Raw genomic sequence first — 6,360 nt, forward strand, 5'->3', positions numbered from 1 at the left:
GCAAGAATTCCCGACCCCATGCCCATCCCCCTCGACCTCCAGCACGCCACCGAAGAGTTCGACCGCTTCCTCGCCGACGCGCGGGACACGGCCGGGCTGGCCACGCGCAATCAGACCTACACCATGGTGGAGGGGGTTCTGGTGGTGTTCCGGCGGCGGTTGTCGGTGGAGGAGGCGATCCGCTTTGCCGGGGTGCTGCCGCCCGTGCTGCGGGCCATCTTCGTGGCGGACTGGGACACGGCCGAGCCGCGGCGGCCGTTCGCGGATCGGGAGACGATGACGGCGGAGGTGCAGGACCTGCGCCGGCACCACAATTTCGCGCCGGCCTCGGCCGTCGCCGACGTGGCGGCGGCGCTCCGGCGGAACATGGACGGGGAACAGCTCGACCGCGTCCTCGCCACCCTGCCGGAGGGCGCGGCCGACTACTGGAAAGCCTGACGCCCCCCTACTTCCCCCGTGCCGCCTGCACCAGCTCCTCCGCCCGCTTCACCGCGCCGGGAAAGAACGGCAGGCTAAGGGCGGCCTTGACGAAGCAGGCGCGGAAGGCGTCGCCGCCGGCTTCGCGGACCTGCTCGGCTTCCTTCCAGCGCGGGTCCTCGTCGTTGCGGGTCTTGCCGGCGGCATCCTCAAGCCTGGTGGCCTTGGCGTTGGCCTCCTTCCAGATCTTCTCGCAGGCCGGCAGGGGCTTGATGGTGGCTTTGAGGTCCGCCGTGCCCACCACCACGCGGCCGTCGCCGATGCGGGTGAAGACGATGCTGCTGGGCGGGTCGTTCTGCTGGCCCGACTGGGTGAAGAGACCGAGCGCGGCGGTGACGCTCTCGCCTTCGCCGGCGGTCACGGGCAGGTCCATGTATTTGATGAAGGCGGCATCCGCGCCCAGCACGGCGAAATAGAAGGGCTCCGTGCCCATGGCCCCCTTGAGGCCGAGGCGCAGCGCCGGGTCGGCGTCCTCCTCCTTGGCGCGGGCGGCGAGCCAGTCGGTGAAGACCGGCTCGGGGGAGACGAAATAGCGGGTGGTGAGGTTGGTGCCGGAGAACAGCAGGCCGTCCGGCTCCTTGGATTCCAGATATTCGGCGTTGAGCGAGGAGGGCATGAAGATGGGCTTCTTCTGCGTGCCCTTGAAGGCGATGGGCCCGATGAGGGCGACCATCCGCTTTTCCAGATCTTTCAGCAGCGGAGCGCCGAGCGCGTCCAGCTCGCCGTCGCTCTTGCCCGCCTTCGCCGCCGCGGCCACGTCCGCCAGGGCCTTGGCATGGGCGGCGATATAGTCTTCCGCCGGCCCCGCATGCGCCGGCCCGCCGGTGAGAAGTCCCGCCGTGAGCAGGGCCGAAGCCAGCCGGAGGAGGGGGCGGCGGCGATCGGGGCGCGTCATGGGGACTCTCGTGTGCTGAAACGACAATGGCGGCGCAATCTGCGCCGCCATTGGTAAAAATCAATGGATGGCCCCGCCGCGTCCCCGGTCTTCCACCGGCACCGCGCGGGCTATGCGCTCACTGGCCCCGGGCGGTGGCGAGCAGGGTTTCGGCGCGCTTCACCGCGGCGGCGAGGAAGGGCTGGCCCTGGGCCTCCTTGGCGAAGCAGGCGCGGAAGGCGTTGGAGGCATCCACGTCGGCCTTGTTCGCCTCTTCCCAGCGCGGATCGTCCTGCTTCTTGGATTTTTCCGCGGCGGCGCGCAGCGCCTCGGCCTTTGCGGTGGTCGCCTTGAAGGCCTTGTCGCAGACGGGCAGGGACTTGATGGGAAGCTTCACATGGGTGGTGGCCACGGCAACCCGGCCGTTCGCCACCCGGGTGACGACCACGGCGTCGGGCAGCGTGTTGGCGGAAATGTCCTGGCTGAACAGGCCGAGGGCGGCCGAGGCGGTCTCGCCCGCGGCGGCCGTCACCGGCAGCTCCATGTAGCTGGAGAAGGCCGCCTCGGCGCCGATGGCGAGGGTGTAGAATTCCTCGCTGCCCGTCGCCGCCGCGATCCCCTGTCCGAGGGCCGGGGCGGCGTTCTCGTGCTTCGCCTGCGCCGCCAGCCAGTTGGCGAACACCGGCTCCGGGGAGACCAGCACGCGGGTGGTGAAATCCTTGTCGGCGAACAGGAGGCCGTCCGGCCCGCCGGATTCGATGTTGCCATCCAGCAGGGTGGCGGGGGAGAAGCTGGCCGTGAGCCCCTTGAGCTGAAGCGGGCCGAGGAGTGCGCTCATCTTCTGCTCCAGCGCCTTGCGGGCGGCGGCATCGCGCTTCTCCAGATCCTCGGGGGTCGCGCCCCCCTTCTCCGCGGCGGCCAGCGCCGCCACGGCCTTGTCCCGCGCCGCGATATAGTCATCCGCCGGCGCCGCCCCGGCGCCGCCGGCCAGCCCCATCGCGAACGCCATTGCAAGGAAAAGCGGGCTTGCGGCCGGGCGGCAGCGGTCGGGGCGGCGCATGTCAGGTCTCCGGATGAGGGGGATCGATCAGGTGCAGGCGGGAGGGTCTCACTGCCCGCGCGCGGTGGCGAGGAAGGCTTCCGCCTTCTTCACCGCGGCGGCGAAGAAGGGCTGGCTCGGGGCCTCCTTCATGAAGCAGGCGCGATAGGCGTTGGAGCCCTCGTCCTGGATCTTGGTGATCTGCTCCCAGCGCGGGTCCTGGTCCTTGTTGTCCTTCTCCACCTGCTTCTGCAGCGCGTCGGCCTTGGTCTTGAAGGGCTGCCAGATGGCGTCGCAGGCGGGGATCGGCTTGTCGCCGAGCTTCACCATGGCGACGCCCACCATGGCCATGCCGCCGCCGATGCGCACGATGGCGACCTCGTTGGGCGCGGTGTTGCCGGAGGGCTCCTCGGTCTGGAGGCCGAGCCACGCGACGGCGGTTTCGCCCGGCACGGCGGCCACGGGCAGCTCCACATAGGGCTGGTAGAAGCCGCCGTCGAAGCCAACGGCGTTGGTGTAGAATTCAGGCGTTCCCGCCGCCGCCTTCACGCCGGAGGCGAAGGCCTTCGGGGCGTCCGGATCCTTGGCGCGGGTGGCGAGCCAGCCGGTGAAGATGCTTTCGGGCGCCACCACCAGGCGGGTGTTGAAATCCTTGTCGGCGAAGGCGATGCCGCCCAGATCCTGCGCGGGGGTGTTCTCGTCGTAGGTCAGCACGCGCAGCGTATATTCCGGTGAGCCGAGGCCTTTGAACTTCACCGGGCCGATAAGGGCCGTCATGCGCTTGCCGAGATCCTTGAGCGCGGCCTCTTCGCGCTTGATGACGGCGGGGTCGCCGCTCTTGTCGGCCTTGGCGGCGGCGAGGGCGTCGGCCGTGGCCTTGTCGCGGGCGGCGACATAGTCGCTCAGCGGGTCGGCGGCGGCGAGCGCGGGCAGCGCGGTGGAGAGGATGAGGGCGCAGGCGAGGGAACGAACCGAACCACGGAAGGGGCCGCTCATGGGGGCAGTCCTCTGGGAGGGAAAGATGTGGCTTTCAACCGGTCGCAGCGGTAGCTGAACCGTCCCCAAGGTCAAGCTTTGTTTGTGGCGAAGTGCGGCCGCGCCTGCGGCGCCATTTCGCGTGTCCAGCGGTCTTTTGATGAAGCGCGTTCCGGCCCGCGCGCTGCGGCGGCGGGCCGGAACAGGGCGGGTCAGTTGCTGGCGGCGCGGGTCTTGGAAGAGCCGGCGTTCGCCACCTTCGGCGGCACCGGGGCGTGGCTGAGCAGGGCCTCGATGCGCTCCCGCTCCTTCCTGAACTCGGCGAGGAACTTGCCGTCCAGCGCCCGGCCGCGCGGCAGGCGGATGCGCATGGGATCGACGAAGTTGCCGTTGATCTTCACTTCGTAGTGCAGATGCGGGCCGGTGGAGAGGCCGGTGTTGCCGAGATAGCCGATGAGCTGGCCCTGGCGCACCGTCACGCCCTCGCGGATGCCGCGGGCGAAGCCCGACTGGTGCGAGTAGGTGGTGACGTAGCCGTTGGCGTGCTGGATTTCCGTGTGCTTGCCGTAGCCGGATTTCCAGTTGGCGTAGATGATGGTGCCGTTGCCCGCGGCATAGATGGGCGAGCCGATGGCGTCCGCCCAGTCCACGCCCGTGTGCAGCTTGGAATAGCCGAGGATCGGGTGGCGGCGATAGCCGAAGGGCGAGCGCATGATGCCGCCCGTCATGGGCTTTCTCACCAGGAACTTCTTCGCGCTCTTGCCGTCCTCGTCATAATAGTCGACGAGCCCGTCGTCCGTGGTCTGGAAGCGGTAGTAGCGCCGCGTCTCCTTGTTCACGGTGAGGGCGGCGTAGAGCACGTCGTTGGAGGCGCCCGGATCGTCCGAGAACAGCACCTCGAAATTATCGCCCGGCTTCACCCGGCGCTGGAAGTCCACGTCGAAGGAATAGACACGGATGATGTCGGCGATGACGCTGCGCGGCACGTCGTTGCGCAGCGCGGTCTCGTAGATGCTCTCATAAAGCCGGATGCCGGGGCCGCTGTCGTCCTCGTCCGTATCCTCGGAGACGCCGGCCATCTCGGTCTCGGAGGGCTCCGGCACGTTCACGAACTCGTCCTTGTCGGAGAGCGCGACGGTGCCCTCGTGGCCGAGGTCGCTGAAGATGGAGATGCGCAGCGGGCGCACGCGCTTGTTTTCTTCCTGCAGCAGCAGGTGCATGCGCAAGCCGTCCTTCACGGTGCCGTCCCGGCCGCGCTGGAAGGCGGCGGCGGCGGCGCGGGCGTCTTCCTTGGAGACGCCGTTGTCCATGAGAATGGAGACGATGGTATCGCCCTTCTTCACCACCACCGTGGCGTCCGACCAGTCGTTGCCGCCGGAGGTCTCGTCGGAGGTCTTGGGCACGAAGCTGATATTGGCCGGAATGACCGGCGCAGGTGCGTTGGCCGCGCCGGGGGGCGCGTGGCCGGCCGGGACCGCCGAGGCCGGCAGGCCGGGCGAGCCGAGCGCGTTGCCGACGCTGGCATAGGACAGATAGGGCGCGGACGCGGCCTGCGGCGAGAAGCCGGGCTGGGCGCCGACGATGGCGGCGGGCAAGCCGGCCTGGCCGGGCTGCACGCGGGTGAGCTCGGCCACCTCGCGCACCTTCACCAGCACGTTCTCCATGGAGGTGGCGGCGCCAAGCCGGGTGCTCGGGGGCAGGCTGGAGATGTCGCGCATCACCAGCGTGACTTCGCCGGTGGGCTCGGCCTGGGGCGCGGTCTCGTCCTTGCTGGAATCGGCGACGAGCTGGGCGGGGTTGAAGCGCGGGATGTTGGTGGAGACCGAGGTGGTGCTCATGGCGAGGTTCGCCGCCACCCGGGTGAAGGGCCGTACCTTGATGATCTCCCGGTCGCCCATCTTGGTGGCGGTGGAGACGCGGAAGGTCTGGCGGGCGGTCGGCGCGTCGCCGAGCAGCGACATGCGATCGCCCTTGCGGACGGAATTGACCGGGCGCTCGCCCACGGCCAGAGCGCCGCGGATGGCGTTGCGCACCTTTTCCGGCATGAGCGCAAAGCGATGCTCGCCGTCCAGCGCCGCATAGACGGCGCCGCCCATCAGGAACGAACCACACAAGGCCGTGAGCAGCGTGGCGGCGAACCAGCGTACGGAGACGCGGCGCCGGTCGATGTCCTCTTCGTCTCCGTCCACCCCGAGCGGGGGGTCGTCGCCAAGTCCGGCAGCGCTCGTGGCGTCGCGCCAGTCTCCGGCTGATCGTCGATGGTACAAATCTGCGTCCCTCAGCTGCGTGCGCGCGTGCGGCGCACTGGCCGTTTCCTGCGGGAAGGCCTGTCGGAACAAGCGATCAGGACTCCCGCCAACACATTCGGCGAACAAGACGTTCGGCGAACATGCCTTCCGCCTCACGACCCGTCAATGATGCGGCGCAAACCCGCCCGTTCGAGGCGGCGCATGTGAGGGGGAGGAGACGGCGAAAGCATGGCGTGGACCTCATCCGTGATCGCCGAGGCCGGTTCACGGCGTGGCTGGCGGGAGAAAGCGTGGAAACACCCTCTATACGCGCGCGCACGCGAGAGGCGGCTTCCAGACGGGGGCGTGCGATGCGGTCGGCTTTGCGGAAAACCGGAGACCGAAGCCGAAAAAGAATCCGCATTTTTCCATCGACCCTTCGCCGGCTGCGCTTCCGGCGGGTCTCGCGGCGCAACATGTCCACAGGCCGAAAATCGTTGCACTGCAACGGGCGGTGGCCTGGTAGGTGGGGATTTGCCCACAGCGTCACATGGGGTTCATGAAGGACGAAAACGGGGGTGTTGACACCGGAAGGGGGTTGCCCCTATAAACCGCCCATCGACGACGCGCTGCCGCCGCCAACTGGACGGATCGACAGCGCGTCTCCGACGCTCCTCACGACTTTACTGTTGTGAAGCCGCCGGTTAAGAAGCCGGAGGACGACGCGTCGATCGGCCCTTCTAGGGCAGGGAGGCTTCGGCTTCCAC

The 6,360-nt window shown here is 68.8% G+C and carries 5 protein-coding genes; 1 reads left to right on the forward strand and 4 read right to left on the reverse strand.

All coding sequences use genetic code 11. The features are described from left to right. Window positions 1-18 precede the first annotated feature (18 nt). The gene (locus tag V5F74_RS22290) at window positions 19-438 is read left to right on the forward strand and encodes a DUF2267 domain-containing protein (protein ID WP_394010001.1); all 420 of its coding nucleotides are present in this window, start codon (window positions 19-21) and stop codon (window positions 436-438) included. A gap of 7 nt (window positions 439-445) precedes the next feature. Here V5F74_RS22290 and V5F74_RS22295 read toward each other — a convergent pair whose 3' ends face one another. The 4 genes from V5F74_RS22295 to V5F74_RS22310 form a co-directional block, all read right to left on the reverse strand. Continuing rightward, complete coding sequence (locus V5F74_RS22295; protein ID WP_394010002.1) at window positions 446-1,372, reverse strand: hypothetical protein; 927 nt, start codon at window positions 1,370-1,372, stop codon at window positions 446-448. Window positions 1,373-1,490: 118 nt separating this feature from the next. Beyond that, window positions 1,491-2,411, reverse strand: coding sequence for a hypothetical protein (locus V5F74_RS22300; protein ID WP_394010003.1), 921 nt, complete (start codon window positions 2,409-2,411; stop codon window positions 1,491-1,493). Window positions 2,412-2,459: 48 nt separating this feature from the next. After that, complete coding sequence (locus tag V5F74_RS22305; RefSeq protein WP_394010004.1) at window positions 2,460-3,386, reverse strand: hypothetical protein; 927 nt, start codon at window positions 3,384-3,386, stop codon at window positions 2,460-2,462. 191 nt (window positions 3,387-3,577) lie between these two features. Next, window positions 3,578-5,554: a M23 family metallopeptidase gene (locus V5F74_RS22310; protein ID WP_038192833.1), complete on the reverse strand. Its 1,977-nt coding sequence runs from the start codon at window positions 5,552-5,554 to the stop codon at window positions 3,578-3,580. Window positions 5,555-6,360: the final 806 nt, after the last annotated feature.

The sequence above is a fragment of the Xanthobacter aminoxidans genome, from assembly GCF_043193615.1.
GTDB classification, from domain to species: Bacteria; Pseudomonadota; Alphaproteobacteria; order Rhizobiales; family Xanthobacteraceae; genus Xanthobacter; species Xanthobacter aminoxidans.

Coding starts and splice junctions, on each gene's coding strand:
- V5F74_RS22295 (WP_394010002.1), bottom strand. CDS start 1,372: ATGACGCGCCCCGATCGCCGCCGCCCCCTCCTCCGGCTGGCTTCGGCC.
- V5F74_RS22290 (WP_394010001.1), top strand. CDS start 19: ATGCCCATCCCCCTCGACCTCCAGCACGCCACCGAAGAGTTCGACCGC.
- V5F74_RS22300 (WP_394010003.1), bottom strand. CDS start 2,411: ATGCGCCGCCCCGACCGCTGCCGCCCGGCCGCAAGCCCGCTTTTCCTT.
- V5F74_RS22305 (WP_394010004.1), bottom strand. CDS start 3,386: ATGAGCGGCCCCTTCCGTGGTTCGGTTCGTTCCCTCGCCTGCGCCCTC.